The organism is Curtobacterium citreum, assembly GCF_006715175.1.
Classification (GTDB): Bacteria; Actinomycetota; Actinomycetes; order Actinomycetales; family Microbacteriaceae; genus Curtobacterium; species Curtobacterium citreum.
In genome coordinates, this window is the sequence record NZ_VFMQ01000001.1 from 121,312 (window position 1) to 146,877 (window position 25,566).

32 protein-coding genes are annotated in these 25,566 nt (G+C 73.6%); 18 read left to right on the forward strand and 14 right to left on the reverse strand.

Annotated features, from left to right (window positions below):
- Positions 1-146: 146 nt before the first annotated feature.
- The gene (locus tag FB462_RS00580) at positions 147-1,133 is read right to left on the reverse strand and encodes an aldo/keto reductase (RefSeq protein ID WP_141859473.1); all 987 of its coding nucleotides are present in this window, start codon (positions 1,131-1,133) and stop codon (positions 147-149) included.
- 76 nt (positions 1,134-1,209) lie between these two features.
- On the opposite strand from FB462_RS00580, the gene FB462_RS00585 reads away from it, so the two are divergent.
- The 7 genes from FB462_RS00585 to FB462_RS00615 all read left to right on the forward strand — a co-directional run bounded on the left by FB462_RS00585 (position 1,210) and on the right by FB462_RS00615 (position 6,863).
- Positions 1,210-1,464 carry a hypothetical protein gene (locus FB462_RS00585; RefSeq protein WP_114849260.1) on the forward strand — a complete coding sequence of 85 codons (255 nt, stop codon included), beginning with the start codon at positions 1,210-1,212 and terminating at the stop codon, positions 1,462-1,464.
- 67 nt (positions 1,465-1,531) lie between these two features.
- Positions 1,532-2,101 (forward strand): acyl-CoA thioesterase, encoded by a 570-nt coding sequence (locus FB462_RS00590; protein ID WP_114849259.1) that lies wholly within the window; start codon positions 1,532-1,534, stop codon positions 2,099-2,101.
- A gap of 9 nt (positions 2,102-2,110) precedes the next feature.
- A complete protein-coding gene (locus tag FB462_RS00595; protein ID WP_141859477.1) occupies positions 2,111-3,676 on the forward strand; it encodes an FAD-binding oxidoreductase in 1,566 nt (521 codons plus the stop codon).
- Between the two features lie 38 nt (positions 3,677-3,714).
- On the forward strand, positions 3,715-4,326 hold the full coding sequence (locus FB462_RS00600) for a YdeI/OmpD-associated family protein (protein ID WP_141859479.1): 612 nt from the start codon (positions 3,715-3,717) through the stop codon (positions 4,324-4,326).
- A 9-nt stretch (positions 4,327-4,335) separates the two neighbouring features.
- The gene (locus FB462_RS00605) at positions 4,336-5,217 is read left to right on the forward strand and encodes an aldo/keto reductase (protein WP_058740627.1); all 882 of its coding nucleotides are present in this window, start codon (positions 4,336-4,338) and stop codon (positions 5,215-5,217) included.
- Between the two features lie 162 nt (positions 5,218-5,379).
- Positions 5,380-6,021 carry an ATP-binding cassette domain-containing protein gene (locus tag FB462_RS00610; protein ID WP_147281397.1) on the forward strand — a complete coding sequence of 214 codons (642 nt, stop codon included), beginning with the start codon at positions 5,380-5,382 and terminating at the stop codon, positions 6,019-6,021.
- Positions 6,022-6,107: 86 nt separating this feature from the next.
- A complete protein-coding gene (locus tag FB462_RS00615) occupies positions 6,108-6,863 on the forward strand; it encodes an SGNH/GDSL hydrolase family protein (protein ID WP_167509951.1) in 756 nt (251 codons plus the stop codon).
- A gap of 30 nt (positions 6,864-6,893) precedes the next feature.
- Here FB462_RS00615 and FB462_RS00620 read toward each other — a convergent pair whose 3' ends face one another.
- Positions 6,894-7,559: an SDR family NAD(P)-dependent oxidoreductase gene (locus FB462_RS00620; protein WP_141859485.1), complete on the reverse strand. Its 666-nt coding sequence runs from the start codon at positions 7,557-7,559 to the stop codon at positions 6,894-6,896.
- Positions 7,560-7,692: 133 nt separating this feature from the next.
- Between FB462_RS00620 and FB462_RS00625 the strand changes: the two genes are divergently transcribed.
- The gene (locus tag FB462_RS00625) at positions 7,693-8,898 is read left to right on the forward strand and encodes a PQQ-dependent sugar dehydrogenase (RefSeq protein ID WP_229666846.1); all 1,206 of its coding nucleotides are present in this window, start codon (positions 7,693-7,695) and stop codon (positions 8,896-8,898) included.
- 118 nt (positions 8,899-9,016) lie between these two features.
- Here the strand turns inward: FB462_RS00625 and FB462_RS00630 are convergent, their stop codons facing one another.
- Together FB462_RS00630 and FB462_RS00635 are read right to left on the reverse strand one after the other, a co-directional pair.
- A complete protein-coding gene (locus FB462_RS00630; protein WP_141859490.1) occupies positions 9,017-9,988 on the reverse strand; it encodes an NAD-dependent epimerase/dehydratase family protein in 972 nt (323 codons plus the stop codon).
- A 119-nt stretch (positions 9,989-10,107) separates the two neighbouring features.
- A complete protein-coding gene (locus FB462_RS00635; protein ID WP_167509952.1) occupies positions 10,108-10,596 on the reverse strand; it encodes a DUF4126 family protein in 489 nt (162 codons plus the stop codon).
- A gap of 101 nt (positions 10,597-10,697) precedes the next feature.
- Between FB462_RS00635 and FB462_RS17875 the strand changes: the two genes are divergently transcribed.
- The 4 genes from FB462_RS17875 (at position 10,698) to FB462_RS00650 (ending at position 13,921) form a co-directional block, all read left to right on the forward strand.
- The gene (locus FB462_RS17875) at positions 10,698-10,841 is read left to right on the forward strand and encodes a hypothetical protein (protein WP_373286850.1); all 144 of its coding nucleotides are present in this window, start codon (positions 10,698-10,700) and stop codon (positions 10,839-10,841) included.
- Between the two features lie 3 nt (positions 10,842-10,844).
- A complete protein-coding gene (locus tag FB462_RS00640) occupies positions 10,845-12,389 on the forward strand; it encodes a BCCT family transporter (protein ID WP_373286851.1) in 1,545 nt (514 codons plus the stop codon).
- A gap of 73 nt (positions 12,390-12,462) precedes the next feature.
- Positions 12,463-13,104, forward strand: a complete 642-nt coding sequence (locus FB462_RS00645; RefSeq protein WP_141859494.1) for an SDR family oxidoreductase — start codon at positions 12,463-12,465, stop codon at positions 13,102-13,104.
- A gap of 85 nt (positions 13,105-13,189) precedes the next feature.
- Positions 13,190-13,921, forward strand: a complete 732-nt coding sequence (locus tag FB462_RS00650; protein ID WP_141859496.1) for an alpha/beta hydrolase — start codon at positions 13,190-13,192, stop codon at positions 13,919-13,921.
- 79 nt (positions 13,922-14,000) lie between these two features.
- On the opposite strand, the gene FB462_RS00655 is transcribed toward FB462_RS00650, so the two are convergent.
- Positions 14,001-14,702: an SDR family oxidoreductase gene (locus FB462_RS00655; RefSeq protein ID WP_141859498.1), complete on the reverse strand. Its 702-nt coding sequence runs from the start codon at positions 14,700-14,702 to the stop codon at positions 14,001-14,003.
- A gap of 93 nt (positions 14,703-14,795) precedes the next feature.
- On the opposite strand from FB462_RS00655, the gene FB462_RS00660 reads away from it, so the two are divergent.
- Both FB462_RS00660 and FB462_RS00665 read left to right on the forward strand, forming a co-directional pair.
- Entirely contained in the window at positions 14,796-15,185 is a 390-nt protein-coding gene (locus tag FB462_RS00660) for a MerR family transcriptional regulator (RefSeq protein WP_141859500.1), read from the forward strand.
- A gap of 137 nt (positions 15,186-15,322) precedes the next feature.
- A complete protein-coding gene (locus FB462_RS00665) occupies positions 15,323-16,126 on the forward strand; it encodes a DNA-formamidopyrimidine glycosylase family protein (RefSeq protein ID WP_141859502.1) in 804 nt (267 codons plus the stop codon).
- A 92-nt stretch (positions 16,127-16,218) separates the two neighbouring features.
- Here the strand turns inward: FB462_RS00665 and FB462_RS00670 are convergent, their stop codons facing one another.
- Entirely contained in the window at positions 16,219-16,743 is a 525-nt protein-coding gene (locus FB462_RS00670) for an AAA family ATPase (protein ID WP_114849249.1), read from the reverse strand.
- A 78-nt stretch (positions 16,744-16,821) separates the two neighbouring features.
- Between FB462_RS00670 and FB462_RS00675 the strand changes: the two genes are divergently transcribed.
- Positions 16,822-17,223, forward strand: a complete 402-nt coding sequence (locus FB462_RS00675) for an arsenate reductase ArsC (RefSeq protein ID WP_058740639.1) — start codon at positions 16,822-16,824, stop codon at positions 17,221-17,223.
- A gap of 43 nt (positions 17,224-17,266) precedes the next feature.
- On the opposite strand, the gene FB462_RS00680 is transcribed toward FB462_RS00675, so the two are convergent.
- From FB462_RS00680 to FB462_RS00715, 8 genes are all read right to left on the reverse strand, one after another.
- Complete coding sequence (locus FB462_RS00680; RefSeq protein ID WP_141859504.1) at positions 17,267-17,653, reverse strand: DUF1304 domain-containing protein; 387 nt, start codon at positions 17,651-17,653, stop codon at positions 17,267-17,269.
- Positions 17,650-18,153, reverse strand: coding sequence for a VanZ family protein (locus FB462_RS00685; RefSeq protein ID WP_141859506.1), 504 nt, complete (start codon positions 18,151-18,153; stop codon positions 17,650-17,652). The genes FB462_RS00680 and FB462_RS00685 overlap by 4 nt, the downstream gene beginning before the upstream one ends.
- A 3-nt stretch (positions 18,154-18,156) precedes the next feature.
- On the reverse strand, positions 18,157-18,774 hold the full coding sequence (locus FB462_RS00690) for an NUDIX hydrolase (protein ID WP_114849525.1): 618 nt from the start codon (positions 18,772-18,774) through the stop codon (positions 18,157-18,159).
- 65 nt (positions 18,775-18,839) lie between these two features.
- Positions 18,840-19,475 (reverse strand): copper resistance CopC family protein, encoded by a 636-nt coding sequence (locus tag FB462_RS00695; protein WP_141859508.1) that lies wholly within the window; start codon positions 19,473-19,475, stop codon positions 18,840-18,842.
- A gap of 25 nt (positions 19,476-19,500) precedes the next feature.
- Positions 19,501-19,938 (reverse strand): ester cyclase, encoded by a 438-nt coding sequence (locus FB462_RS00700; RefSeq protein ID WP_141859510.1) that lies wholly within the window; start codon positions 19,936-19,938, stop codon positions 19,501-19,503.
- Positions 19,939-20,132: 194 nt separating this feature from the next.
- On the reverse strand, positions 20,133-21,053 hold the full coding sequence (locus FB462_RS00705; protein WP_229666847.1) for a LamG domain-containing protein: 921 nt from the start codon (positions 21,051-21,053) through the stop codon (positions 20,133-20,135).
- The gene (locus FB462_RS00710; RefSeq protein ID WP_141859512.1) at positions 21,050-21,934 is read right to left on the reverse strand and encodes a S26 family signal peptidase; all 885 of its coding nucleotides are present in this window, start codon (positions 21,932-21,934) and stop codon (positions 21,050-21,052) included. The genes FB462_RS00705 and FB462_RS00710 overlap by 4 nt, the downstream gene beginning before the upstream one ends.
- A 285-nt stretch (positions 21,935-22,219) precedes the next feature.
- Entirely contained in the window at positions 22,220-22,882 is a 663-nt protein-coding gene (locus FB462_RS00715) for a COG1361 family protein (protein ID WP_141859514.1), read from the reverse strand.
- A 151-nt stretch (positions 22,883-23,033) separates the two neighbouring features.
- Between FB462_RS00715 and FB462_RS00720 the strand changes: the two genes are divergently transcribed.
- The 3 genes from FB462_RS00720 (at position 23,034) to FB462_RS00730 (ending at position 25,535) form a co-directional block, all read left to right on the forward strand.
- Positions 23,034-23,480: a MarR family winged helix-turn-helix transcriptional regulator gene (locus FB462_RS00720; RefSeq protein ID WP_114849241.1), complete on the forward strand. Its 447-nt coding sequence runs from the start codon at positions 23,034-23,036 to the stop codon at positions 23,478-23,480.
- 152 nt (positions 23,481-23,632) lie between these two features.
- Positions 23,633-24,562, forward strand: coding sequence for an NADP-dependent oxidoreductase (locus FB462_RS00725; RefSeq protein ID WP_141859516.1), 930 nt, complete (start codon positions 23,633-23,635; stop codon positions 24,560-24,562).
- A gap of 7 nt (positions 24,563-24,569) precedes the next feature.
- Positions 24,570-25,535, forward strand: a complete 966-nt coding sequence (locus tag FB462_RS00730) for a helix-turn-helix transcriptional regulator (protein ID WP_141859518.1) — start codon at positions 24,570-24,572, stop codon at positions 25,533-25,535.
- Positions 25,536-25,566: the final 31 nt, after the last annotated feature.

Here is a 25,566-nt window from a genome sequence, read left to right on the forward strand (position 1 = left end):
GAGCGGGTGTTTCCGTGCCGTGTCGGCGGTGGGTCGCCCGGATCACGCGACCGCGCGCCGGAACGCGCGTTCCACAGATGGGGACGGAACGGACGGGAGGCCCGTGGCGGATCCGCCACGGGCCTCCCGTCCGTCCTGTGGTCGCGTCAGCGACCGATGCTCGACATGTCGGGGTAGCGGTCGCCGGTCGGGACCGGCAGCGAGGACAGGCGCTGCAGCTGGGACTCCGAGAGGGTCAGGTCGGCGGCGCCGACGTTCTCCTCGAGGCGGGAGACCCGCTTCGTTCCGGGGATCGGGACGACGTCGGTGCCCTGGGCGAGGAGCCACGCGAGCGCGACCTGCGCCGGGGTGCCACCGACCTCGGACGCGACGGCCTTGACCTCGTCGACGATGCGGACGTTCTGCTCGAACGCTTCCTGCTGGAAGCGGGGGTTGTCGCGGCGGAAGTCGTCGGCGTCCAGGTCGGACGGCTTCGTGATCGCACCGGTCAGGAAGCCGCGGCCGAGGGGCGAGTACGCGACCAGGCCGATGCCGAGCTCGCGGAGGGTGCCGAGCACGTCGTCCTCGGGATCGCGGGTCCACAGCGAGTACTCGCTCTGGACGGCGGTCACCGGGTGCACGGCGTGGGCCTTGCGGATGGTCTCGGACCCTGCCTCGGACAGGCCGTAGTGGCGGATCTTGCCCTCCTGCACGAAGCCGGCGAGCTGGCCGACGACGTCCTCGATCGGGACCTCCGGGTCGACGCGGTGCTGGTACCAGAGGTCGATGTGGTCGGTGCCGAGGCGGCGGAGCGAGCCCTCGAGCGCCTCGCGGACGGACTCCGGTGCGCTCGTGAGCTTGCGGTCGGTGCTCGGCTGGGTCTCGCCGGGGACGTGCTCGACGAGACCGAACTTCGTGGCGAGGACGACGTCGTCGCGGCGACCCTGCAGGGCCTTCCCGACGAGGACCTCGTTCGTGTACGGGCCGTACATCTCGGCGGTGTCGATCAGTGTGACGCCGAGGTCGATCGCGCGGTGGATGGTGCGGATCGACTCGTCGTCGTCGGTGCCGGCGCCCGTGTAGAAGGCGCTCATGCCCATGGTGCCGAGGCCGACGGCGCCGACCTCCAGGTCTGCGAGCGTGTGTGTCTGCATGGGTGCAGGTCTACTCCTGCCGACCCCCTGTGCGGGAGGCACCGACGGGGCTAGGCTGCGGGGACGGACAGGGTCCGTGCGACCGGAGGGGGACACCGTGGTGGTCATCGGGATCGTCATCGGGGTGGCCGTGGCCATCGCCGCGCTGCTCGTCGTGCTCGAGCTGCAGAACGTGCGCCGTCGACGGACGCTCGCGCACCTGGAGCCGGTCGACCCGCGCATCGGGGAGCGGGCCATGTCCCAGGCCTCGGCGGCGCACGCAATCGTCGAGGGGCAGGCCAAGTCCGCGCACCCGGGCATCAGCGGTGCCGGGGGCGGCCCGCTCGGCTGAGCCAGCTCGTCCCACGCGTCCTGGCCGGTCTGTCGTGTCGGCGCCGGGCTGTGGTTCGATCGTGCCCGTGAACCTGTACCTGCGGCTGTTCCTGCTGACCGTGCGCATCCGTCTCGCGGGACTCCGCTCGGGCCGACGGCCTTCGCTCTGGGACGAGGGACGGACGCCGTTCCGGGTCGCGCTCACCGACCTCGACCCCTTGCGGCACGTGAACAACGGCAAGTACCTGTCGATGCTCGACCTCGGTCGGTACGACCTGCTCACGCGGTCCGGCTTCTGGCACGAGGCCTCGAGGCGCGGCTGGTACGCCGTGGTCGCGGCGCAGACGATCACCTACAAGCGGTCGCTGACGCTGGGGCAGCGCTTCACCCTCGTCACCCGGGTGCTCGGCGTCGACGACCGCGCCGTGTACATCGAGCAGACCTTCGAGCGGCGGGGATCGGTCGTCGCGCGGGCGGTCGTGCAGGCCCGGTTCCTCCGTCGGACCGGCGGCACGGTCACGCCCGAGGACCTCGTCGCCGCGGCCGGCGGGGCGCCGCGGGACCTCACCCTGCCCGACTGGGTGCACGCGTGGGCGGACGCGGTGCGGATCAGCAGCGCGGCGCCGACCCGCACGGCCCGGGGCGCCTCGGCGTAGGAAGGTCGGGTGCAGGAGCGACGGGGGAGCGGGACGCCGGGTCGACGTACGGTGCTGGCCGGCGGGGTCGGACTCGGTCTGGTCGGGGTGCTCGCCGCGTGCTCGCGGCCGGGGCCGGCACCGAGCCCGTCCGCATCCGGGTCCGCGTCGTCCTCGGGCGCACCGTCCACGCCGACCCCGCCGACCCCGACCGCCGCCGGAGGGCCGGACTCGTGGGACGCCCTGGCCGCGGCCGTCACCGGGACGCTCCTGCGCTCCGGGTCGTCCGGGTGGGACGCCGCACGGAAGCTGCAGAACCCCCGCTACGACGACGCCGACCCGCAGGCGGTGCTCCGCATCGCTGGCGTCCCCGACGTGCAGGCCGCGCTCGCCTTCGCCCGGAACACCCGCACGCCGGTCGCGCTCCGGGCCGGCGGGCACTCGTACACGGGCTGGTCCGCCGGCGGTGCGCCCGGGACCGACGTCCCCCGCTCGCTCGTGGTCAGCACGCAGGACCTGGACGCCGTCCGCGTCGACGGGGACACCGCGACGATCGGTCCGGGAGCCCGGCTGGCCGACGTGTACGCGGCCTTGGCCCGGGCCGGGCGGGCGATCGGCGCCGGGTCGTGCCCGACCGTCGGCATCGGCGGACTGACGCTCGGCGGCGGGGTGGGCGTCCTGGTCCGGTCGTTCGGCCTGACGTGCGACCAGCTCACGGGGGTGACGCTCGTGACGCCCGACGGCGCCGTGCACCAGGTCTCCGCGACCGCCGAGCCGGACCTGTTCTGGGCGTGCCGGGGCGGTGGCGGCGGGACGGTCGGGGTCGTCACGTCGATGACCTTCCGGACGCAGCCCGCTCCGGACGTGCTGCTGTTCAGCATCGTGTTCCCCTGGTCTGCCGCGGCCGCGGTGGTGCGGGCGTGGCAGGACTGGGCGCCGGTCGCCGACCCGCAGCTCTGGTCGACCCTCAAGCTCCTGAACGGCACCAGGCACACCGCCCCGACGGTCACCGTCACCGGCGTGTGGACCGGCGCGAAGACCGGGGCGGACGCCTCCGTCGACGGGTTCATCGCCGCCACCGGCGCCACGCCGACGTCGCACACCGCCGACGAGCTGTCCTACGGCGACGCCATGGTGCGACTCGCCGGGGCGCCGCAGCGCGTGTCCGAGGCCGCGACGTCGTCCATCGGCGGCCGGAAGCTCACCGACGACCAGGTCGACGTGCTCGTCCGACGGGCCGCGGCGGCCGGGGACGTCGCCGGGAACCGGGAGGGCGGGGCCTCGCTCGACGCGCTCGGCGGCGTCGTGGCCGACGTCGGGCGGACGGACTCGGCGTTCCCGTGGCGGGACGCCCTGATGACCGTGCAGTACACGGCGGTGTTCGCCGACGGCGCGGACCCGGCACCGTTCGACGCGTACGTCCGTGACTTCCGGCAGGCGATGACCCCGGCGTGGGGTGACGGCGCGTACGCGAACTACTGCGACGCGGCGATCACCGACCCCACGGCGTACTTCGACGTGAACACCTCGCGGCTGCACCGGATCGCGGAGCAGGCGGACCCGGACGGGGTGTTCGACCAGCCGCACTGGGTGTGACCGCCGTCAGACGATGACCGCCGTCCTACGATGACCGGATGGACGACGAGGACCTGGTGCTCCCGGACGCCGCCGCGTGGCGGTCGTGGCTCGACGAGCACGAGGACGACCCGGACGGCGTCTGGCTCGTGCTCGCGAAAAAGGGCACGACCGAACCGACGACGCTGACGTACGACCAGGCCCTCGACGAGGCGCTCTGCTCCGGGTGGATCGACGGGCAGAAGCGCGGGCGGGACGCCGGGACCTTCCGGCAGCGCTTCACCCCACGTCGCCGCGCCTCGCTCTGGTCGCAGCGCAACATCGGCCTCGTGGCGGCCCTGACCGAGTCCGGTCGCATGCGCCCCCGCGGGCAGGCCGAGATCGACCGCGCCCGGGCCGACGGCCGGTGGGACCGGGCCTACGCCGGCGCCGCGACCGTCACCGTGCCGGACGACCTCCGTGCGGCCCTCGACGCCGAGCCCACCGCGGCCGCCCTGTTCGCCGATCTCGACGCCACGAACCGGTACGCCGTGCTGCACCGGGTGGTGACGGCGCCGAGCGACACGGCGCGGGCGAACCGCATCGCGAAGCTCGTCGGCGGGCTGTCCCGCGGCGAGACCCCGTACCCGCGGGGGACACCGGCTCAGGGACGGGACACGGTCACGGCGTAGACCGGGGACATGACCACCGGTACCGACACCACGAACCGTCCTGCCGCCGCCTCGGGCACGTTCCGCATCGGCGGCGACCTCGAGGTCCACCGCCTCGGCTACGGCACCATGCAGCTCACCGGACCCGGCGTCTGGGGCCCGCCGAAGGACCACGACGAGGCGATCCGCGTCCTCAAGCGCGCCGTCGAGCTCGGCGTCGACTTCTTCGACACCGCCGACTCCTACGGCCCCTACGTCGCCGAGGACCTGCTCCGCGAGGCGCTGCACCCGTACGGCGACGACGTCGTCATCGCGACGAAGGCCGGCCTCACCCGCACCGGCCCGAACGAGTGGCCGCCGGTCGGCCGCCCGGAGTACCTGCGTCAGGAGGCCGAGATGAGCCTCCGCCGCCTGGGCCTCGAGCGCATCGACCTGTTCCAGCTGCACCGCATCGACCCGAAGGTCCCGCTCGAGGACCAGGTCGGCGAGCTCAAGAAGCTCCAGGACGAGGGCAAGATCCGGCACATCGGCCTGTCCGAGGTGTCGGTCGACGAGGTCAAGGCCGCCCAGGAGGTCGCGACGATCGTCTCCGTCCAGAACCTGTACAACCTGCAGAAGCGCGACGCCGAGGAGCTCCTCGACTGGTCCGAGCAGCAGGGCATCGGCTTCATCCCGTGGTTCCCGCTCGCGACCGGCGGCCTGACGGGCGAGGACTCCCCGCTGACCGAGATCGCCGAGCGCAAGGGCGCGACCCCGGCGCAGCTCGCACTGGCGTGGCTGCTCAAGCGCTCGCCGGTCATGCTGCCGATCCCCGGGACGTCGAGCGTCGACCACCTCGAGGACAACCTGCAGGGCGCGACGATCGAGCTCACCGACGACGAGTTCGCGGAGCTGTCGAAGCTGCACGGCTGAGCGGGCGGGTCGCGGACGCGACCACCCACCGGACGGGAGGCGCGGTGCCAGCTGGCACCGCGCCTCCCGTCCGTTGCATCACGACTCGGCAACGGCGCTCGCATGCGGACGCGGGGCCGGTGCACACTGGTCTCGTCCGTTGGACGGAACCGGGGGGACGACGTGGGGGCACAGGGTGCGGCGACGAAGCATGCCGGCAGCGGCATGTTCGTCGGGACGGGGCGGCGGCAGACCGCGACGATCGTCGCGGTGACCACCCATGGTGGTTCTGTCCTGCGAGTCGACGCGGGTGAGGTGGTCGCCATCACGGGGGACGGCGCTTCCGCGGTGATGACGTCGGTCCGGAACGCGCCGCGCATCGGCGACCGCACGCTCGACGGTCTGGCCGTCGCCGAGGCGACGGCGCTCCGACGACGGCTGGTCGGGACGGTGTGCACCGACCACCGCCTCGTCCCGTCGCTGACGGTGCTCGAGAACACCGCGCTGCCCCTCGAGCTCGACGGGTGGGACACCCACGAAGCGATCGCCGCTGCGACGACCGCCCTCGCCCGGGTCGGGGTGACCGCTCCCTCGGACACGCTCCCCGACGACCTGACCGCGGCCGAGCAGCGGCTCGTCACCGTCGCGCGGAACATCGCCGGGTCGCCGGTGCTCGTGCTCGCCGACGAACCGCGGGACGCGACCGTCGTACGATTGCTCCGTCGCCTGGCCGGGGACGGCGCCGGTGTGCTCGTCAGCACCACCGTGGCCGCGCGACCGACCTGGGCCGACCGCCTCGTCGAGACGCCGGCCGCGATCCTGTGAACGGCAGCGAGGACCCTCAGCCAGAACGCGCGTTCCCCAGCTCGGGGGACTGGCCCGCACCCCGATCACCGGAGAAGCTCGTACCCGTGTCCCGCACCCGCCGGCTCGTCCTCGTGGCGAGCATCGTCTCCGCAGCCTGCCTCGTCACCGCAGGCGTCCTCGTCACCACCACGCCGCGCACCGCGAGCGCCGAGGACCGCCCCGTGGCGGCCGTCGCCGAACACCGCGCCGGTACCGCGCTGCCGGACCCGCGGACGCCCGACCAGTTCGTGACCGGTGCGCTCGACACCCCCGCACTGCCGGGAGCGGTGCCGTTCGCCTACGCGGGCGACTCGATCACGGCACGGCCGGACTCCTGGCTGCACCAGCTCGAGACCGACGACGAGCTGCACGCCGTCGGCGGCTACGCGCACAGCGGGTACCGCGCCGACCAGGTGCTGCAGCAGATCGGTCCCGTGCCGAGCGCCCGGGTCCTGGTCGTCGAGGTCGGCACGAACGACGTCAACCAGGCCGTCCCGACCGCGACGACGATCGCGAACGTCGGGGCGATCGTCCGGAAGGTCGGGGCGCAGCGCGTCCTGGTCGTCGCCGGGCCGCCGTCGGACTGGACCCACAGCCGGTGGGGCGCCGACCGTCGGACCGGTCAGATCGTGCTCACCGACGCCCTGCGCACCGACGCGGCGGAGCACGGGTGGGCGTTCGTCGACCCGTTCACGGCGCTGCGTGCCGCCGACGGCGCGTACAAGCCGGGCACGTCGCCGGACGGCATCCACCCGACGGCCGAGGCGAACCAGGGCGTCGCGCGGGCGATGGCCGCCGCCATATCCCGCACCGCCGCCTGACCCGGACCGGACTGTCGGCCCGGCCCGGGGTCACTCGGGCAGGGGTTCCGCGTACGTCCGGAAGTCGCCGCGCTCGGAGTGGATCGTCCAGAGCTGCTCGGCGACGGCCGCCGACGAGTGCGCGTCCTGCCCGTCGTCGATGCCGAACGGGATGATGAGCTGGCCGACGTGCACGTGCTCCTCGGCCACGGCGTCGTGCAGGAGCTGCGCGTAGGCGCTCTCGCCCGCGAAGGCGACGGACGTGCCGGTCACGCGGGCGCCCGGACGGACCGCGCTGCCCCCGTTGACGAACAGGATCGTGCCGGTGCCGAGCGCACGCATGCCGGGGAGCACCTGACGGACGGCGTTCACCGAGCCGTAGACCGAGAACTCGACCGGGCCGACCAGGTCCTCGGCGGTCGTCTCGAGGACCGGTCGCATGTACTCCTTCGCCGGCAGCGGGCTGTACTGCAGGACCTCGATCGGGCCGAGCTGCTCCGTGGCCGCCTCGAGCGCGGCACGGAGCGAGTCCCCGTCCCGGACGTTCGCGGCGAAGCCCTTCGCGGTCACGCCGGACTCGCCGAGCTGTGCCGCGAGGGAGTCGAGACGGTCCTGGTTGCGCGAGATCAGGGCGACGGCGAAGCCCTCGCGTCCGAAGCGCTCGGCGACCGCGGCGCCGAGGCCCTTGCCGGCGCCGACGATGGCGATGGTGGTCATGGGTGGTCCTTCCGGAGGTGGTGTGCGCCCGACGGTAGGCCGACGTCCCGCGTCCTGGGAGGCACGGCCAGGAACCCTCAGGGCTTTCCCGCCTGCGTCGTGTGGACTCGGGGGACGAACCGGGAGGATCACCGTGGACACCACCCGCAGCACCCGCACGACCCGCAGCGCTCGCTCCGCCGGAGGCCGCGCCGGACGTGAGTCCGGACGTCGGTCCGTCGGCCGTGCCCGTCGGTCGTGGTCCGCGGTCGGGCTCGCGGCGGCTGCAGCCCTGGCGCTCGTCGCCTGCTCGGACGGCGATCCTGACGGCACCGGTGGGACCGGCACGTCCGGCTCGAGCAGCGTCCCGTCCCGGACCAGCCCGGCGACCGCGGCGGCGACGACCGAGGTCGTGACCGGACTCGACGCTCCGTGGTCGGTCGTCCCCGTCGGCGACTCCGGCGACGCGCTCATCAGCGAGCGCGACTCCGCCCGGGTGCTCGAACTGCGGGCGGACGGCTCCACCCGCGAGGTCGGCACCGTCCCCGGCGTCCGGCACGGCGGCGAAGGGGGACTGCTCGGGCTCGCCCTGCACGACGGCGACCTGTTCGTCTACTCGACCGCCGACGACGGCAACCGCGTGCAGCGCTTCTCGCTGACCGGCGACACCGGCTCGTACCGGCTCGGCGACGCCACCACCGTGCTCGACGGCCTGCCCCGGAACACGTTCCACGACGGTGGCCGGATCGCGTTCGGCCCGGACGGCATGCTCTACGTGAGCGTCGGGGACGCCGGGGACCGACCGGCGGCGCAGGACCGGGACTCCCTCGCCGGCAAGATCCTCCGTGTGACGCCGGACGGTGCGGTGCCGGACGACAACCCGTTCCCGGGCTCACCGGTGTGGTCGCTCGGCCACCGCAACGTGCAGGGCATGGGCTGGGCGGCCGACGGCACGATGTTCGCCGCGGAGTTCGGGCAGGACGCCTGGGACGAGCTCAACGTCATCGTCGCGGGGGAGAACCACGGCTGGCCCGAGGTCGAGGGCGTCGGCGGCGAGGACCGCGGCTTCGTCGACCCCGTGCAGCAGTGGGCGACCGACGACGCGTCGCCGAGCGGCCTCGCCGTGATCGGTGACACCGTGTACGTCGCGAACCTGCGCGGCGAGTCCGTCCGGGCCGTGCCGGTCGCCGAACCCACGACGTCGACGGTGTCCTTCGCCGGCGAGTTCGGACGGATCCGTACGGTGCTCGCCGGTCCCGACGACACGCTCTGGTTCGTCACGAACAACACCGACGGCCGCGGCGACCCGCGGGACGGCGACGACCGCATCCTCTCGGTGCCGCTCCGCGAGCTCGACTGACGCGGACCGGTCAGCCCGACCGCCGTCGGGTGCGCACCCTCGCCCACGATGGAGCAGAGTACGTCGGGCGCGCCCGGGCGACCCGACGTCTTCTGCTCCACCACGGGAGAAGCCGACGTCAGATCGTGGTCCCGGCCGCGACCTCGAGCCCACCGTGCTCGACCTGCCACCGCAGCGCGTCCCGCACCGTCTCCGAGGCCGTCCACGCCGGCGCGTAGCCGAGCACCCGCTCCGCCTCGGCGGTGCTGAACACCTGGCTCCGCGACAGGTGCTGCCAGCTCGCGTCGGCGTGATCGGGAGCCGTGACCTCGCGGAACCGGTCCCACGAGACGGACTCGAGCCGTGCCTCCCGGCCTCCCCACGACGCGACCAGCTGGGCGTACCCGCGCACGGTGAGCGCGGTCGGAGCCGTCGCGAAGAAGGCGCCGCCGGACGCGGCGTCACGCTGCTCGACCGCCAGCTGGAACAGCTGGGCGACGTCGTCGGCGTGCACGTGGGCCATCGCCTCCGCACCGAGGCCGGGCACCTCGACGGTCTCGCCCCGGGTCAGTCTCGTGACGACGGACGGGTCGAGGTTGCCGAGCGGGCCGATCGGCATCCACCCCGGTCCGCTGATGTGCCCTGGGTGGACGGACGTCGTGAAGACACCACCAGAGGCGGTTTCTTCCTGCAGGAGCCGTGCGATCGCGTCCTTCCGGACGCCGTACTCGCCGAACGGCGGGGTCATCGTCGCCTCGGTGATCGGCAGGACGTGCGAGACGCCGGCCCGCCAGATCGAGCCGCAGTGCACCAGGTGCGTGCGGCTGCCGCGCAGCGCGCGGACGAGCTGTCCGGCGCTCTCGACGGTGAAGCAGACGAGGTCGACGACGGCGTCCGCGGCGAGCGCCGCGACCCGGTCGCCGAAGGTGCCGTCGCGGTCCTCCTGCTCCCGGTCCGCGACGACGCGTTCGACGCGCGTCCACTCCGGGGTGTCGGCGTACGGGGTGCTGGTGCCCCGCGACACGGCCACGACCTCGTGGCCGGCGCGGACGAGACGGGGGACGAGGAACGTGCCGATGTGGCCGGTGGCCCCGATGACGACGATGCGCATGGTGCTCACGCTAGGCGCGTCGGGTCGGCCCCGACAGGCCCTGTCCGTGCTCCGCGGGACGGGCGGGAGGCGCGGGGCGGGGTCCGCCACGCGCCTCCCGCCCGACGGGCGAGCAGCGTTCAGGCGCTGCGGACGGCCTGGACCGAGCCGGCGATGACGGCGGCGTCCTCGGCGAGCGCGCCGACGGCGTCCGGCAGACCGGCACCGCTGAGCGACTTCCGGGCGGCCCAGCCGACGAAGCTGCCGACGACCGCGCCGACGCCGCCGAGGACCGCACCCTCGAGGCGCAGGTCGCGACGACCGGTCGTGCCGAGCGCGGCACCGGCGAACGCGCCGGCGGCGATGCGGCCGACCAGGCCCATCGGGGAGATGCGGGCGGGGGCCTTCGGGGACTTGTCGCCGATGAGCTCGCCGATCGCGGACGCGACGAGGAGCCCGCGGCCGAGGGGCGTGCTGAACGCCTTCCACTGCTGCCAGTCACCCTTGACGGCCCTGTTGTCGTGGTTCAGGGCGAGGACGGCCAGCGGGGTGCTGCTCCGTCCGCCGCTCAGGACCCCGAGGGCGAGGCTCCGGACGAGGGTGTGCTGCTCGTGCTGCTGCTTGCTCATGACGCTCCTGTCGTGTCCCGTCGGACGGTACTCGCGCGTCGCCGCGCGTTCGTTCCCTGTGCATCCAGACAGGGAGCAGGCCGGGCGGGCACGATGGGCCGATGGCAACGACGAGACCACCCGCCGCTGACCCTGCGACCACCACGCCACCGCCGACCGGGGTCGCCCGGTGGGTGTTCTGGCCCGCCGCCGTGCTCGTGCTCGGGTTCGTGGGGTGGACGCTCGTCGCTCCCGCATCGGCCTAGGCGGTGTTCGCCACCCTGCAGCGCGGCATCGTCCGGAACTTCAGCTGGTACTACGTCCTCGCTGCGGCGTTCTTCGTCGCGTTCGCGCTCTTCGTCGGCTTCAGCCGGTTCGGGGACATCAAGCTCGGCAAGGACCGGGACGAACCGGAGTTCTCGACCCGGTCGTGGTTCTCGCTGCTCTTCGCGGCGGGGATGGGCATCGGACTCGTGTTCTACGGCGTCTCGGAGCCGCTCAGCCACTTCGCCTCGCCGCGCCCCGGGGTCTCCGGGTCGGAACAGCACCTGGCACAGGAGGCCATGACGCAGACCTTCCTGCACTGGGGGCTGCACGCCTGGGCGATCTACGTCGTGCTCGGGATGGCCCTGGCCTACGCGATCCACCGCCGCGGCCGTCCGGTGTCGATCCGGTGGGCGCTCGAGCCGCTCCTCGGTCGACGGGTACGCGGCGGCTGGGGCAACGTCATCGACGTCGTCGCACTCATCGGCACGCTGTTCGGCGTCGCGACGTCGCTCGGCCTCGGCGTGCTGCAGATCGGCGCCGGGCTCGAGAGCGCCGGCATCGCGGAGAGCACCACCGTCAGCCAGATCGCGATCATCGCCGTGATCACCGCCCTGACGATCGTCTCGCTCGTCACCGGGGTGGCGAAGGGCATGAAGATCCTGTCCAACCTCAACCTGCTGCTCGCCGCCGCGCTCCTGGTCTTCGTGCTCGTCGTCGGACCGACGCAGTACCTGCTCCGCGACTTCGTGCAGTCCATCGGCGCGTACCTGCAGAACGTCGTCGGGCTGTCCTTCAACGTCACCGCCCAGCAGGGCTCCGCGGGCGAGGAGTGGCAGGGCGCCTGGACGACATTCTACTGGGGCTGGTGGATGTCGTGGGCGCCGTTCGTCGGCATCTTCATCGCCCGGGTGTCGAAGGGCCGGACGGTCCGTGAGTTCGTGTTCGGCGTCCTGCTCGTCCCGACGCTCCTGACCTTCCTGTGGTTCGCGGTGATGGGCGGCGCGGCCATCCACCGCGAGGTCTCCGGTGCCGGGGGACTCGTCGGTGCGGACGGCTCCGTCGACGTCGAGGGGTCGCTCTTCACGCTGCTCCGCGACCTGCCGGCCGGTGTCGTCCTGACGTTCGGGGCGATCATCCTGATCGGGATCTTCTTCGTGACCTCGTCGGACTCCGGGTCGCTCGTGATGGCGATGATCGCGTCGGGCGGGCAGCTCGAGCCACGGAACCGGCTGCGCGTGTTCTTCGCGCTCGTGACGGCGTTGCTCGCGGTGGCGCTGCTCCTGACCGGTGGGCTCGACGCGCTCAAGACGGCGGCGATCACGACCGCGCTGCCCTTCAGCGTCGTGCTCCTGCTGACGTGCTGGTCGCTCGTGATCGCGTTCCGGCGGGAGCGACGCGTGTACGACCGGGCGGAGCGCGAGGTCCTGCTCGAACGCATCGGCGAGCACTACGGGCTCGAGGTCGAGGCGCCGAGCGAACGGACCCCGGCGGCCGGGCCGTGGTCGTCGGTCCGTCGGCGCCTGCGGCGGCGCACCTCCACCGACTGACGACGGGGCGCACGGCCTGCGGGGGACCACGCGGTGCGGGTCGCTCGGAGCCGGTCCGCGTACCGTCCGCGGCATGAGCGACATCATCCTGTTCGGCGGCCACGGCAAGGTCGCCCTCCTCGCGACCCGCATCCTCACCGACCGGGGCCACCGCGTCACCTCCGTCATCCGCAACCCGGAGCAGGAGGGTGACGTCCGTGCCCACGGCGGGGAACCCCGCATCGCCGACGTGCAGCAGCAATCCCTCACCGATCTCGAGGACCTGGTCCGCGGGCACGACGCCGTCCTGTGGTCGGCCGGAGCGGGCGGCGGGTCAGTGGACCGGACGTGGGCGATCGACCGCGACGCCGCGGTGCTCTCGGTCCAGGCCGCGGCACGCGCCGGGGTCGACCGGTACGTGATGGTCTCGTGGTCCGGGTCGCAGCTCGACCACGGGATCCCGCAGGACCAGGACTTCTTCGCGTACGCCCAGTCGAAGATGATCGCCGACGCCGTGCTGCGCGACTCCGACCTGCAGTGGACCGTGGTGGCGCCGAGCACGCTGACCGACGACGAGTCCACGGGCCGGGTCGACTGGGACGGTTCGTCGTCGCAGGTGGCACGCGCGGACGTCGCGCACGTGGTGGCGGACGTGCTCGAGGACCCCTCGACGGCCGGTCGGACGATCCGCTTCAACGACGGCGCGACCCCGATCGCGGACTTCCTGCGCGGCTGACGGGGTCGACGGGGTCGACCCCCGCTCGGTCGCTGTCAGCGAACGGACCGGACGACGGCCGAGGCGGGTGCCTACCTTCGGCTCCATGACCGCGACCGTCGTCTTCGTCCACGGTGCCCTCGTCCGCGACGGTGCATGGTGGTGGCAGCCCACCGCCGACCTGCTCCACGAGCGCACGGGGGCTGCGAGCGTCGCCGTCGCCCTGCCGTCCTGCGGTGAGGTGCCCGGCACCCCCGACGCCGGCAGCCCCGACGCCGGGAGCCCCGACGCCGACCTGGCCGCCGACGCCGCCGCCCTCCGCGCCGTGCTCGACGCCCACCGGGACGTCGTCCTCGTGGGGCACTCGTACGGCGGGACGGTCATCGCCGAGGCCGGCACCCACCCGGCCGTCCGGCACGTGGTCCTGGTGTCGAGCTACACGCCGCCGGTCGGGGCGACGCAGGGCTCGATCATGGGCGCGGAGCCCGATCCGGTGGCGATCCGTGTCGATGACGGCCGCATCGCCCTCGACGGGTACGACGTCGACACGTTCGGCGCACGCTTCCTGCAGGACGGGGACACGGCGACCCAGCGCGAGGCGTTCGCCCGGACCACGACGCAGGCGGCCGCCGCCTTCGGGACGCCGACCACCCGGGCCGGTTGGGCGGACGTCCCCTCGACGGCGGTCGTCTGCACCGAGGACCGAAGCACCACCCCCGGGCTGCAGCGCGAGCACGCCGCCCGGGCCTCGGACGTGGTCGAGCTCCCGACCGGGCACCACCCGTTCGTCACCCGTCCCGATCTGGTCGTCGACGTGCTCGCACCGCTGGTGACCTGACTCCGCGGTGCCGGAAGCGGTGCCGGAGGCACCGCCGGCCGACGGGGGCTCGGCCGGGCGGGGCTCGGCCGGCTCGTGCTCAGGCGAACTGCTGGTAGAACGCCTCCGGCTCGTGCTGCAGTGACGCCTTGACGCCCCGGCTCCACTCGTCGACCAGGACCTCGGCGACGCCGCGCTCGACGCCGTCCAGGGACGCCCGTGCGACCTCGGCCGGGTCGATCATCGGTCCCTCGTACCCGGCCATGATGTCGGTGTCCGCCGCCCCGAGGTGCAGCCCCTGCACGGTGACGCCCGAGCCGACGAGCTCGAGCCGGACCGCGTTGGTGAGGTTCCACTCCGCGGCCTTCGCGGCCGCGTACGCCCCGGACCCCGGGTACACGAACCACGACAGGGCGGACAGCACGTTGACGATCGCCCCGCCGCCGTTCCGCTCCACCACCGGCGCGAACGCCCGCAGCACCGAGAGCGTGCCCCAGTAGTGCGTGTCCATCTCGCGGCGGGCGTCGGCGAGGTCCCCGCGCAGCAGCGACCCGGTCGTGGCGATGCCCGCGTTGTTCACGAGCAGGGTGACGTCCGGGGCCGCAGCGGCCGCGGCGGCGACCGATGCCTCGTCGGTGATGTCGAGCGGCAGCACCTCGACGCCCGGGACGTCGACCAGCTCGGGGCGGCGGGCGGTCGCGTAGACCTTGGCCGCGCCGCGCTCGAGCAGCTGTTCGACGAAGCGGCGGCCGATGCCCCGGTTCGAGCCCGTGACGAGTGCGACGGATCCGGCGATGTCCATGGTGTCCTCCTGCCGGGCGGGCACTTCCCGCGACGGCTCGGCTACGCTAAGACCTCACATCAGTGTCAGGTGCAAGCCCGGATCGGAGAAGACGTGCGCATCGGTGACCTCGCGGCGGCGACCGGGGTGAGCGTCCGCTCCCTGCGGTACTACGAGGAGCAGGGCCTGCTGACCGCGGTCCGCACGGCGGGCGGTCAACGCACCTACACGGAGTCGTCGGTCGACCGGGTGCGCCTGGTCCAGCAGCTCTTCGCCGCCGGCCTGCCCAGTCGGACCGTGGTGCAGCTACTGCCCTGCGTCGACGCGGGGCGGGCGACGCCGGAGACCTTCGCCCTGCTCGTCGCCGAGCGGGACCGGATCACGGCGCAGCTCGCCGAGCTCGAGGCCGCGCGCGCCCGGTTGGACGAGGTCATCGCGATCACCGAGCACCCCACCCCGGAGCACTGCCCGGCACTCCGGACCCCGCAGACCACCGCCGCCTGAGACCCGCCGCCGTCTCGGCGGAGCAGAAGACGTCGGGCGCCGGTCGAGCACCCGACGTCTTCTGCTCCATCACGGGCAGGACGAACCGACCCACCGCACGCGGTCCCGGTGTCGGCGGCCGGGACTACCGTCGCCGCATGCCCGAGGGTGACTCCGTCCACCGACTCGCGGCACGCCTCCGCGCGGTCGACGGCGCCCGTGTCCGCTCGGGCGAGCTCCGCGGGGGCGACGCGACCGGCACCCCGCTGACCGGCCGCCGGATCACCGGGCACGCGACCCACGGCAAGCACCTGCTCACCCGGTTCGACGACGGCACCACGCTGCACACCCACATGCGGATGACCGGCTCGTGGACCGTGACCGCCGCAGGGCGCCGGCTCCCCGTGCACGCCGCGCAGCAGGCCCGGGTGCGGATGGCCCTCGAGGACGGCCGGACCGTCTGGGGCCTCGACCTGCCCGTGGTCGAGCTGCTGCCGACCCGCGACGAGCACCGCGCCGTCGGGCACCTCGGGCCGGACCTGCTGCACGACGACCTCGACCGCGCCGAGGCCGTCCGCCGCCTGACCGCCGACCCGGACCTGCCGGTGCGCCGTGCCCTGCTCGACCAACGTCGGGTGGCCGGCCTCGGGAACCTCTGGGCGAACGAGCTCGGCTTCGTCCGGGGCCTGCACCCGGACCGGCCGATCGGCACCGTCGACGTCTGGACGCTGGTGGACACGGCGCAGCGGATGCTCCGGCACTCGGCGACGGTCCCGGACGCGTACCAGGTGACGACCGGTGTCCTCCGCCGCGGCGAGCGGCACTGGGTGGTCGGCCGGGCGGGACGACCGTGCCTCCGCTGCGGGACGAGCGTCCGGGCACGGGACGACGTCGAGGTGGTCGGCTCCCCACCGCGGCGGGTGTGGTGGTGCCCACGCTGCCAGCCGGCCGTGTCCACCTGACCGGCTCCGATCCTCCAGGCCGACGGCCGGACCGACGGCCGGATCGACGGACCGACGGACCGACGGGTCAGCCGCCGGATCAGCCCACCGGCTCAGCCCGCCGCGACGCTGCGCGCGATCTCGCGCGCGACCTCCTCCGGTGCGCGCCCCACCGTCGACACGACCTGGGCCGCGTCGTGCAGCCAGGTGCGCGCCGCCTCGGCGTACGGCGCGAGCCGGCTCATCCGGAAGAGCGAGTAGCCCACGACGGTGTCGCCCTCGATCCGCGCCCGCAGCGTGTCCTGGTCGGCGTCGAGGACCACGTGCCGGACCGGCACCCGACGCGCCGCGAACCCGTCCGCGATCTCCCGCCAGTACGCCTCGACCAGGACCGTCTGCGGCAGCACGAGCGTGCCCCCGACGTGGTCCAGCAGCCGGGTCGCGGTCTCGACGACGAGCGGTCGCCACGGGGCCCAGTGCTGGAAGTCACCGTGGTCGGGCAGCGGCGGCCGCACGTCCATCAGGACCTCGCCGATCTTCTCCGGGTCGAGCACGCGCGCGTCCGGCAGGAGCGGCTGCAGCAGCCGCGCCGTCGTGGTCTTGCCCGCCCCGTGGGTGCCGTTGATCCAGACGATCACGTCGCGGACGCTACCGCACCCCCCTGCCTGGAGGCGCGGTGCACCCCCGCCCCGCCGCTTCCGCGGCAGGATGGTCACGTGACCGACACCAAGCCCGCCGTCCTGTTCGTCTGCGTCCACAACGCCGGCCGCTCCCAGATGGCCGCGGGGTGGTTGCGGCACCTGGCGGGCGACCGGGTGGACGTGTTCTCGGCCGGGTCGGAGCCCGCGGACCGGCTGAACCCCGTCGCGGTGCAGGCGATGGCGGAGCAGGGCATCGACATCGCCGGGGCCGAGCCGGCGGTCCTGACGACCGACGCCGTGCGGCAGGCGGACGTCGTCGTGACGATGGGGTGCGGGGACGCGTGCCCGGTGTTCCCCGGGAAGCGCTACGAGGACTGGGCGCTCACCGACCCCGCCGGGCTGCCGCTCGAGCAGGTGCGCCCGGTACGGGACGAGATCCGGGGCCGGGTCGAGGCGCTGCTCGCGTCGCTGGACTGAGCGGGGGCGCCCGGGCTGCGCTCGTGCTCCTGGCTGCGCTCGTTCAGACGAGTGCGGCGACGCCGAGCGACAGCAGCGCGAGGAGCGGGAAGGCCCCCTGGGTGCTCGCCGCTCGGCGCTTCGAGGCGTCGCTCGCGAACAGCACGACGGCGGCCCCGAGCATGCTCGCCGTGCCCGCGACCACGAGCGTGAGACCGACCGCGGTGCCGCCGGCGGCGACCACGACGACGCCGACGATCGCGAGCACCGCGAGGAACAGGTTGTAGAAGCCCTGGTTGTGCGCGAGCTGCCGGGTGGCCTGGGCTTCCTCGGCGGTCGTGCCGAAGGTGTTCCGGGCGCGGGGCGTGGTCCAGAGGACGGACTCGAGCGCGAAGATGTACACGTGCAGGAGCGCTGCGAGGGCGGCGAACACGAGCGCGACGACGGTCATGCCACGACCCTACGACCACGGGCGCACCGGCGGCGGACCACGGTCAGAGCGGCGAACGCGAGGAGGCAGCCGACCACGGCACCGATGGTGTTCGTGACCCAGTCGCCGGTGTCGCACGCCCGGCCGATGCCGAGCACGACGGCCTGCAGCGCCTCGATGCCAGCGGACAGTCCGCTCGCCGCCGCCACGGCCACCAGCGGGTGCCGCCAGCGGATCCCGGCCAGGAACGCCGGCGGCACGAACAGCAGCACGTTCGCGACGGACTCCGCGGCGGTTGGCGACAGGTACGGCAGCCCCACCGAGCACGTCGCCGCCGGCGAGGGGTCACCGTCCGGGTACAGCGTCAGCCCGAGCACCGCCAGCGTCGCGAGCACGAGCAGCACCGTCGTTGTCCGCGGCGTCCGCGCGAGCAGCACTCCGACGAACGGTGCGACGACCACCACCGCGACCAGGACGACGAAGGCCGCCCACGGCACGCCGGCGAGCACGGTCGACAGCACGGGTCAGCGCTCCGTCGGCAGCGGCAGCTCGCGTGACCGGTCCCACGGCTCGGTCCAGCCGAGGCGGTCGAACAGCCCGTCGAGCAGCATCGCGGTGAAGCCCCACAGCGTGTGGACGCCCTGCTCCGAGTGCACCGCGAACGCCGGCCCGCGCCACTCCCTGCCGTCGCGGCGCAGGACCGTCACCCCGCGGACCGCCGGGTCGAGCAGGTCGGCGACGGGCGTCCGGAAGACCGCTGCGGACTCCCGTTCATCGACGACCCGCACCGGCGACGGTGCGCGCCACCAGCCGAGCACCGGCCGCACCAGGTGGTTCGAGTGCGCGAGCGGGACGGCGGGCAGGGTCCCGAGGACCTCGACGCCCGCCGGGTCGAGCCCGGTCTCCTCGCGGGCTTCGCGCAGTGCCGCTGCAGGGGCGTCCGCGTCGCCGGGGTCGAGCCGTCCGCCGGGGAAGGCGACCTCGCCGGGGTGCGATCGGAGCGTCGAAGCACGGGCGAGCAGCAGGACGTCGAGGTCCCGGTGCACGGCCTCGGCCCGCGCCGGACGGGTGCTCGGGACGTGGTCGAGTTCGCCGAAGAGCATGAGCACGGCCGCTGCGCGCGGGTCGGCCGTCGTCGGCATGACCGGGGCGATCGGGGCCGGGTCCGCAGCGAGGGCGGCGAGCGCGGCGCGGGCGGCGGCTGCCGTCACCGGTCGTCCTCGGCGGTGGGCGCCGGGCCGCGCCGGCGCTGCACCAGGCGGGTGACGAGCACGGCGAGCAGGGCGACGACGACGAGTCCGGCGAGCAGCCAGATCGTCGTGGCGGCGCCGTGCTGGTGCGCCGCGGGGGCCTGCGCCTCCGCGACCTCCGTGGCGGTGGCCGACGGTGACGGGCCGACGGCGGGAGTACCGGCCGTGGCCGACGAAGACGGCGCCGACGCGGACGGCGCCGGCGCCGTCGCCGTCGCCCCGGTCGACGTGAAGGCGTACTCGCCCGAGATCGGGTGCCCGTCGACGGACACGCTCCGCCAGCGCACCTGGTACGCCCCGGCGTCCGTCAGGTCCACCGCGGTGCCGATGGTGTTCCCGTCGGTGCTGACGTCCCCCCGCGCGTGCTCGCTGCCGGCGGCGTCGGTCACGCTGATCACGATCCCGCTCTGCAGGCCGGACAGCGGCGGCTCCGACAGGGTCAGGGTCACCCGGTCCAGGTCGCCGGACACGGACGCGTCCGCCGCGGGGTCCGAGGACACCAGGACGTCGTGCGCCGACGCGGGTCCCGCGCCGAGCACCACCGGCAGGGTCGCAGCGACGAGGACGGAGGCGAGGAGGACCCGGAGACGCACAAGCGCGAGCGTACCCGAGTGCTCGTCAGTCCTTGCTGACGAACTGCACGTCGGACGCTCCGAGCTGCAGCTGCTCCTCGATGCCCTGCTGGTCCGTCGAGCCCCACCGCTCCGCGATGCGACCGTCGACGAACTTCGACACCTGGATGCCGCGGACCTCGAAGGAGCGGCCGGTCGGCTCGTGCCCCTGGAACGGTCCGGTGTGGGTCCCGCGGATCGTGAAGACCGCGGTCACGAAGTCGTCGGTCACGACGAGCGGGTCGGCCTCGAGCGTGACGTCGGGGAAGGCGGTCGTGAACTCCTGCCAGAAGTCGACGATCCCCTGCAGGCCAGGCGCCTGACCCGGCGCGGGATCGTGGTCGACGACGTCCTCGTGCCACGCCTCGGCCATCCGACCCCAGTCTCGTGCCTCGAGGATGCCCCCGAGCGTCTCCTGCGTGGCGGCGTTCGCTTCCTTGCTCATGCGTGGTCCCTCCGTGTGGATCGGTGAGGGTCCTTGGTACGCGCGCCGCCCCGGAAGACACGGAGTTTCCGCGGGACGGCTGTCCGGTCGGCGCACCGGCCCGCGGTGGTGCGCGACGGACGGTTGGGAAGCGCGTGGCGGGCCGGCCACGCGCCTCCCGTCCGGTCGCGGCCCGGTCGGCGAACGCCGCGGTGTCAGCGTCCGGCTGCCGCGTGCGCGGCGACCTGCGCCGCGGTCAGCTCCGTGCCGTAGACGGCGGCGAAGCGCATCGAACCGGTGAAGGAGTAGTTGGACGGCGAACCGGGCCAGTACGCGATGGTGTCGTACCCGATCTTGAAGTACCCGGTGGCGTTCTCGGGCTGGGTGTAGGCGGCGTTCGACGCGACGAGCGATCCGTCCAGGTACAGCCGCATCCCGTTCCCGGGCGACATCGTCGACACGACGTGGTGCCACCCGCCGTCGGTGACGGTCTGCGGCGACGTGATCGTCTGCGTCGTCCCGTTGTAGGCGCCGAAGACCAGCTGCCCTGACGGGTTGATCCAGGTCTGGCGGTCGTGCTGGCCGGAGGTCCCGGTCTGGCTGCTGCCGAAGCCGATGAGCAGGCCGCCGGCGACCGTGGTGCGGAACCAGACCTCTTCGCTGAAGGTCGTCGGGTTGGTGTACGCGCGGGGCGTCGACACGAAGCTCGTCGAGCCGTTGAGCACGTACGCGGTCCCGGTGTCCCGGACGCACCCGTTCGGGTTCGGCGTCGCCGCGACCATGCTGCCCTGGTAGGTGCCGTTCGCGGCCTTGCCGGACGCGTCGACGGCGGTCCGGGAGCCGGAGGCCTCGCCGAGCCGGTAGGCGAAGAGCGCACCGGAGGCGTCCGCGCTGACCGCACCGGCGCAGGTGAAGTACGGCGCCGTGCCCGCGGTGTTCGTGGAGTCCGTGACGACCGCGCTGTACGCCGAGCGGGTCGGCGCGAACTGGTTGAGGAGCACCACGGCCGCGAGCGCCACCACGAGCAGCACCGCGACGAGTCGGCCGTCGCGCAGGCGCCGGAGCGCGGGCTGGCGCAGCCGCAGGAGCGCGAGCGGGCGACGGCGGACGCGCGGGAGGGCGTGCAGGCCCGTCACGATGCACGCACCGTCTCGACGCGGCCGACGGCCAGGCAGAGGACGAGCGGGACCAGGCACACGGCGATGAGCGCGGCCCAGCCGACCGGGTCGAGGTCGATGTTCGACGCCATCTGGTAGTGCCCGTTCTCCGTGAGCTCGTGGATGACCACGCGGCCGACCTGCCCGTCGACGAGGTGCAGGGTGTTGCCGCCGTGCGCCTCGACCCGGACGGGGAAGACACCGGAGGAGACGATGGTCGCCTCGACCCCGGCGGGGCTGGACGTGTTCGTGATCGTCGTCACGTTGACGAAGGGCTTGAGGACGAACGCCGCGTACGACGCGGTGAGCGCGCCGCCGGCGATGCGCAGGCTGCTCCGGGTGACCCGGTCGGTGAAGACGCTCGTGACGGTCCACACGAGCAGGGTGCCGATGAGCAGGATCGGCGCGGCGCGGAAGAGCCAGCCGAGGTGCGGGACGAGGAGCGCCGGCGAGCCGATCACGTCGGCCTGGCCGAGCGTCCACGGGTCGGTCGCGCCGTTGATGTCGCCGCGGGTGTGGAGCCCGCCGTGGGCGTCGATCGCGATGATGCGGTGCGTGTAGACGACGCCCCGGTTCGCCGCGGTCTCGAAGGACACGACGTCCCCGACGTGCAGGGTCGAGACGTCCACCGGCAGGTCGAGCACGAGGGTGCCGACCGGGGCGGCCTCGCCCATGGAGGGGGTCTCGACGACGAACCAGCGACCGCCGGCGGCGAGGAACAGGACCGCGGCGCCGAGCAGCAGGGCCGCGACGACCGCGACCGTCCAGGCGGCGACCGTCTCCGAGCGGCTGGTCTGCCGACCGCGCAGGAACGGGCGGTCGAGCGTTCCGCTGAGCGGGAGGGCTGCGGTCTGGCTCATGCGCTGCTCCGATCGGACGAGACGTGGCGTGACGTGGTGCGAGGTGGCGTGGTGTCACGCGGCGGTGGTGGACGGGGGAGGCGGTGCCCGACCGGATGGGGGGATCGGTCGGACACCGCCGGGGGTGGGTCCCGGTGGGGGACCGGGAGGCCGGTCGCGGCGCCGGGTGTCGTGCGCCGCTCCCGGGGTCGGGATGCTGGTCGGGTCGGAGCTGCGACCTGGTCGGGCCGGGGACCAGGCCCGGGCCCGGGCCCGGGATCAGGGCGGGACCGGACCGGAGCCGGATCAGGCCGTGAACGTCCAGGTCATCGGGACGGACGCCGCGAGGCCCTGGTAGGTGTTGCCGGCGCTGCTGTCGAGCGTGACGGCGAAGTTGAACGGCACCGCGGCACCGGCGGCGGGGGCCGGCGGCATCGTGAAGGCGGAGGCGGCCGCGCCCTTGAAGCTGGCGAGGGTGCCGCTGAAGACGGTGGTCGAGCCCGAGGTGATGACGAGGTTCATCTTGGCGCAGAGGTCGGTCGCGGTGCCGTTCTGCGCGCCGTTGTTCGACTGCGTGCAGGTCGCGCCCGGGGTGAGCGTGAAGGTTGCCGCGTTTGCGGTGCCGGTGTTCTTGATCGAGATCGCGGTGTTGACGGTGTTGCCCGGCGTCATCGTCGTGCTGCCGCCGAACTTGTTGATCGTCGAGCAGGTCGCGGCGTTGGTGGACACCGAGCCGCCGTCGGTGCTGAGACACGTGACGGTGGCTCCGGCGTTCTGCTCCTGCATGACGAGCGTGCCGGACGCGGCGGAGTTGCCGCTGTTCGTGATGCTCGCGGCGAACCCGGAGAGGGTGCCGGTGAGCGAGAGGGAGAGCAGGACGGCGGCGAAGATGCCAGCGACGAGGGCCACGGGGGCGAAACGGACCCGCTTCATCGCGGAGGTGCGGAGCTTGGACACGGTGTACCTCATCGGTTCGGTTGGTGTTCGGAAGAAGGTGAAGCACGTGGTTCGGGCCGACTTGCTTCACTCATCAAGATAATTAACCATTGACCAACTTGGCCAGTCGTACACTTACCCCAGAGCGGGGGACGCCGTCCCCCTCCGACGAGACGAGACCCGAGTGGCACCCTCCACGGACGCCGACCTGATGGCCGCCTTCGCCGCCGTCGTCCGCGCGAACACGAGCCTGGTCGGCGAGCTGAGCGCACGCGCGGGGATCCACGAGAACGCCCTGCGGGCGCTCGTGCTCGTCAGCGACACGGGGTACTCGACCCCGACCGAGGTCGCGGGCTACCTCGGGCTCACGTCCGGTGCGGTGACGAACATGATCGACCGGATGAGCGCGGCCGGGCTGGTCGAGCGCGCACCGAACCCCTCGGACCGGCGCGGGTCGCTCCTGCGGCTGCTCCCCGACGGTGAGGCCGTCGTCGACGACTACCGCGCGCGCTACGGCGCGATGCTGCGCACCGTCGACGGATCGCACGGCGGCGAACTCCACCAGGTCCTCAACGACCTGGCGACCGGCCTGTACGACCAGGCGGCACACGCGATGGGTGACCGCGGGTAGGCGGTCCGGTCCAGGTCCGGACGGGAGGCGCATGGCGGCATCGCCACGCGCCTCCCGTCCGTTCCGCTGTCATCTGTTGCTTCGAACTCGAAGCAGGTGTACCGTCACGGTCAGATGCTTCGAACTCGAAGCACATGACGGAAGGCGCCACCATGAAGGCAGTCCGGTTCCACGAGGTCGGCGGACCCGAGGTCCTGCGGGTCGAGGACGTCCCCGTCCCGCAGCCCGCCGCGGGCGAGGTCCGCGTGCAGGTCGCAGCATCGGCGTACAACGCCGCGGACAACGGCATGCGGGGCGGGTTCCTCCCGATCCCCGTCGTCCTGCCGCACGTCCCCGGCTACGACGTCTCCGGTACGGTCGACGCGCTCGGCGACGGCGTCACCGGGCTCACCGTCGGCGACGCGGTCGTCGGGTTCCTCCCGATGGAGCGCGACGGCGGCGCCGCAGAGTACGTCGTCGCCCCGGCCGAGGCCCTCGTCGCTGCGCCGACCAGCATCCCGCTCGTCGACGCCGCGGCCCTGCCGTCCGTGGCGCTCACCGCGTGGCAGGCCCTCGTCGACGACGGGCACGTCACGGCCGGACAGCGCCTGCTCGTCGTCGGCGCCGGCGGGGTCGTCGGCAAGTACGTGGTCCGGCTCGCGAAGCGTCTCGGGGCGCACGTCGTCGCGACCGCGAGCCCGCGGAGCGGAGCGGCCGTCCGGGCCGCCGGCGCCGACCAGGTCGTCGACCACACCACCACCGACCTGCACGACGCGGTCGACCAGCCGGTCGACGTGCTCCTCAACCTCGCGCCGATCGACCCGGACGAGTTCGCGGCGCTCGTCGCGCTCGTCCGCGACGGCGGCACCGTCGTCAGCACCACGGCGTTCATGGCGACCCCGGGCGACGACACCCGCGACGTCCGCGCGGCGACGGTGTTCGTCCGGCCGGACCGCGCTCGCCTGACCGAGCTGGTGTCCCTCGTCGACGCCGGGGAGCTCGACGTCGAGGTCACGCGGCGCATCCCGCTCGACGAACTCCCGGCCCTGCACGCCGAGGGCGCCGCGGGTCGGATCGCGGGCAAGGTCGTCGTGCTGTCATGATGCCGTCATGTCCACGATGCCGGAGCAGGGGGAGCCCCGGTCCTTCCGTCGCTTCCACGTCGAGGCGATCAGCGAGGACCGCGGGGACGAGCTCGACGGCATCTACGGGATCAGCGACGGGGTCGACAGCGCACTCGAGACCTTCCGCTACGTCGGGGCGGGCGACGCCGACGTGTCCATGCGGGGCGCCGAGGTCGAGGGGACCCGGGCCGGACGCATGGACGCCCGCGCGGAGCACATCGTGTTCTGGATCGGCGACGGCAGCGCCGTGGTCGAGGACCTGGGCGACGGGTCCCGGCTCCACCCTGTTCCCGGACACCCCTACGTGCTCTCCGCCTCGTCGTCGTACGCGTTCGAGACCGACACCCGCAAGATCACGATCCTCCACCTGTCCGACCGGGTGCTCCGGGCGGCGCTCGCCCGCCGCGGCCGGTTCGTCCGCGGCCCGCTCGTGTTCGGCCAGCAGCCGGACATCGAGGTCGCCCTCGGACCGCTCCGGGCGATCATCCGGACCCGGGCGCCCCAGGTCATGGACGGGCGCATCGACGAGGACCAGCGCCTCGCCCTGAACGCCGAGATCGCCGACGCGGTCATCGACGCCTTCCCCCTCGTCGACGCCGAGGAGCCCGAGCCCACCACGAGTGCCGCGCGGGCCGCCGCCTGGCTGCGCGACCACGCACAGCAGGCGGTGACGCTGCGGGACGTCGCGGACGCCGTCGGACTCAGCGAACGCGGGGTGCAGAGCGCGATGCGTCGGGCCTACGGGGAGTCCCCGATGGAACGGCTCCGGGCCGAGCGCCTCGAGGGAGCCCACCGCGACCTCGTGGCGGGGGGCGAGGGCGTCCGGGTCGCGGAGACCGCCCGGCGGTGGCACCTGACGCACCTCGGTCGGTTCGCGGCCTCGTACGCCGAGCGCTACGGCGAGCAGCCGAGCGAGACCCTGCGCCGGGCCCGACAGCGCAGCGCCGACTGAGACTGTCGACAGGCACCGACTGACCCGGCCC

Coding starts and splice junctions, on each gene's coding strand:
- FB462_RS00580 (WP_141859473.1), bottom strand. CDS start 1,133: ATGCAGACACACACGCTCGCAGACCTGGAGGTCGGCGCCGTCGGCCTC.
- FB462_RS00600 (WP_141859479.1), top strand. CDS start 3,715: ATGGACGACGAGGACCTGGTGCTCCCGGACGCCGCCGCGTGGCGGTCG.
- FB462_RS00605 (WP_058740627.1), top strand. CDS start 4,336: ATGACCACCGGTACCGACACCACGAACCGTCCTGCCGCCGCCTCGGGC.
- FB462_RS00620 (WP_141859485.1), bottom strand. CDS start 7,559: ATGACCACCATCGCCATCGTCGGCGCCGGCAAGGGCCTCGGCGCCGCG.
- FB462_RS00630 (WP_141859490.1), bottom strand. CDS start 9,988: ATGCGCATCGTCGTCATCGGGGCCACCGGCCACATCGGCACGTTCCTC.
- FB462_RS00635 (WP_167509952.1), bottom strand. CDS start 10,596: ATGAGCAAGCAGCAGCACGAGCAGCACACCCTCGTCCGGAGCCTCGCC.
- FB462_RS17875 (WP_373286850.1), top strand. CDS start 10,698: ATGGCAACGACGAGACCACCCGCCGCTGACCCTGCGACCACCACGCCA.
- FB462_RS00645 (WP_141859494.1), top strand. CDS start 12,463: ATGAGCGACATCATCCTGTTCGGCGGCCACGGCAAGGTCGCCCTCCTC.
- FB462_RS00650 (WP_141859496.1), top strand. CDS start 13,190: ATGACCGCGACCGTCGTCTTCGTCCACGGTGCCCTCGTCCGCGACGGT.
- FB462_RS00655 (WP_141859498.1), bottom strand. CDS start 14,702: ATGGACATCGCCGGATCCGTCGCACTCGTCACGGGCTCGAACCGGGGC.
- FB462_RS00665 (WP_141859502.1), top strand. CDS start 15,323: ATGCCCGAGGGTGACTCCGTCCACCGACTCGCGGCACGCCTCCGCGCG.
- FB462_RS00680 (WP_141859504.1), bottom strand. CDS start 17,653: ATGACCGTCGTCGCGCTCGTGTTCGCCGCCCTCGCAGCGCTCCTGCAC.
- FB462_RS00690 (WP_114849525.1), bottom strand. CDS start 18,774: ATGCCGACGACGGCCGACCCGCGCGCAGCGGCCGTGCTCATGCTCTTC.
- FB462_RS00700 (WP_141859510.1), bottom strand. CDS start 19,938: ATGAGCAAGGAAGCGAACGCCGCCACGCAGGAGACGCTCGGGGGCATC.
- FB462_RS00710 (WP_141859512.1), bottom strand. CDS start 21,934: ATGAGCCAGACCGCAGCCCTCCCGCTCAGCGGAACGCTCGACCGCCCG.
- FB462_RS00715 (WP_141859514.1), bottom strand. CDS start 22,882: ATGAGGTACACCGTGTCCAAGCTCCGCACCTCCGCGATGAAGCGGGTC.
- FB462_RS00725 (WP_141859516.1), top strand. CDS start 23,633: ATGAAGGCAGTCCGGTTCCACGAGGTCGGCGGACCCGAGGTCCTGCGG.
- FB462_RS00730 (WP_141859518.1), top strand. CDS start 24,570: ATGTCCACGATGCCGGAGCAGGGGGAGCCCCGGTCCTTCCGTCGCTTC.